General features: G+C 53.5%; 3 protein-coding genes. All 3 read right to left on the bottom strand.

Annotation, left to right across the window (positions count from 1 at the left end; genetic code table 11):
• Nucleotides 1-183 precede the first annotated feature (183 nt).
• Nucleotides 184-573 carry a type II toxin-antitoxin system RelE/ParE family toxin gene (locus tag PY650_RS37620; RefSeq protein ID WP_432761630.1) on the bottom strand — a complete coding sequence of 130 codons (390 nt, stop codon included), beginning with the start codon at nucleotides 571-573 and terminating at the stop codon, nucleotides 184-186.
• On the bottom strand, nucleotides 566-871 hold the full coding sequence (locus PY650_RS36520; RefSeq protein ID WP_285884956.1) for a type II toxin-antitoxin system ParD family antitoxin: 306 nt from the start codon (nucleotides 869-871) through the stop codon (nucleotides 566-568). The genes PY650_RS37620 and PY650_RS36520 overlap by 8 nt, the downstream gene beginning before the upstream one ends.
• Nucleotides 847-1,039, bottom strand: a 193-nt coding sequence (locus PY650_RS36515) for a hypothetical protein (RefSeq protein WP_285884958.1), incomplete at its 5' end; no start/stop codon positions are given. The genes PY650_RS36515 and PY650_RS36520, both read right to left, overlap by 25 nt.

Genomic DNA, 1,039 nt, shown 5'->3' with positions numbered 1-1,039 from the left:
AACGGGCTCAGACCATGGATGCCGCAATGAATAACGGAGTGCCAAATGTCACCCTGACGAAAGTTCCGTGTTGACCCTCCTCATATAAGCAAATGCCACAAGGCATCCATGTAGAGCTGCATTGTGTTTCAGCTACGATGCCGGTGACGATACAAACTAGCCGAGCATGGCCTACTCGCTGCGCTACCCTGATGGCTCAACATCTGGGTTCATCCGGACGACCCGGCGAATCGCTCTATCCAAAAGCATGCTGTCGTGAAGCACGCCGATGATGTTGACTACGTCGTCCTGAGCGACCCTAAATATTTGTAGATGGCGAGGCTCCTTTACGATTCCTGGAGGATCGGCCACACGACGTCGACAATGCTCAATATGAAAAATACCGATTTTGCCAGACGACAACCGCTTCCATGTGACCATGTTCCCGTAGGGGTTGGAGGCAACTTCATTCATGGCCGCGACCAAGAGAGCGGCGTACCGCTCTCGGGACAACTCTCCGAACTTCTCTTCACTCCGAGCCAAAATCTCGTCGATCTGGTCTTCGGCAGGTCCCGATAATCGAAATTCAGCCATTGCGAGGAGAAGTAGGTGCGCTCTTACGAGCAGCCCTCGCATTCAATCGGTCAAGCAGTTCCTGGGAGTCCCCTGGTCCTCGAATAAGGGTGTAGTCGCCCCGCTCGATTGCCGCATCTCCTTCCGCTGCCACCTTCTCAAGCACCGCGATGCTGGCGCGCTCAGCGACAACATCGTCTTCGTAGCGGCGAAGTGCCTCCCGGATCACTTCGCTAGCCGTTTGGTGACGGCCCGAAGACACTTCGTTGTCCACAAACTCGCTCAGATGTTTCGTCAAACTAAAGTTTCTTCCGGCCATTTTGACCTCCATGCGTCAATCAAAGTATCAAATTTTGACACCAGGATGCAAGAGGCAAGGCGGTGAACACCAGGGCTATCGCATTTGAGCGATGACAGTTCTTGCGAATTCGTCGGACCATCCGGATCGTTTTCGTTTGCGTCGAATGGAGATATTCGGCCTTGCGAT

Source organism: Martinezella calliandrae (assembly GCF_030272695.1).
Classification (GTDB): domain Bacteria; phylum Pseudomonadota; class Alphaproteobacteria; order Rhizobiales; family Rhizobiaceae; genus Rhizobium; species Rhizobium calliandrae.
This window is presented reverse-complemented; position numbering and strand designations above follow the sequence as displayed.

Coding starts and splice junctions, on each gene's coding strand:
- PY650_RS37620 (WP_432761630.1), bottom strand. CDS start 573: ATGGCTGAATTTCGATTATCGGGACCTGCCGAAGACCAGATCGACGAG.
- PY650_RS36520 (WP_285884956.1), bottom strand. CDS start 871: ATGGCCGGAAGAAACTTTAGTTTGACGAAACATCTGAGCGAGTTTGTG.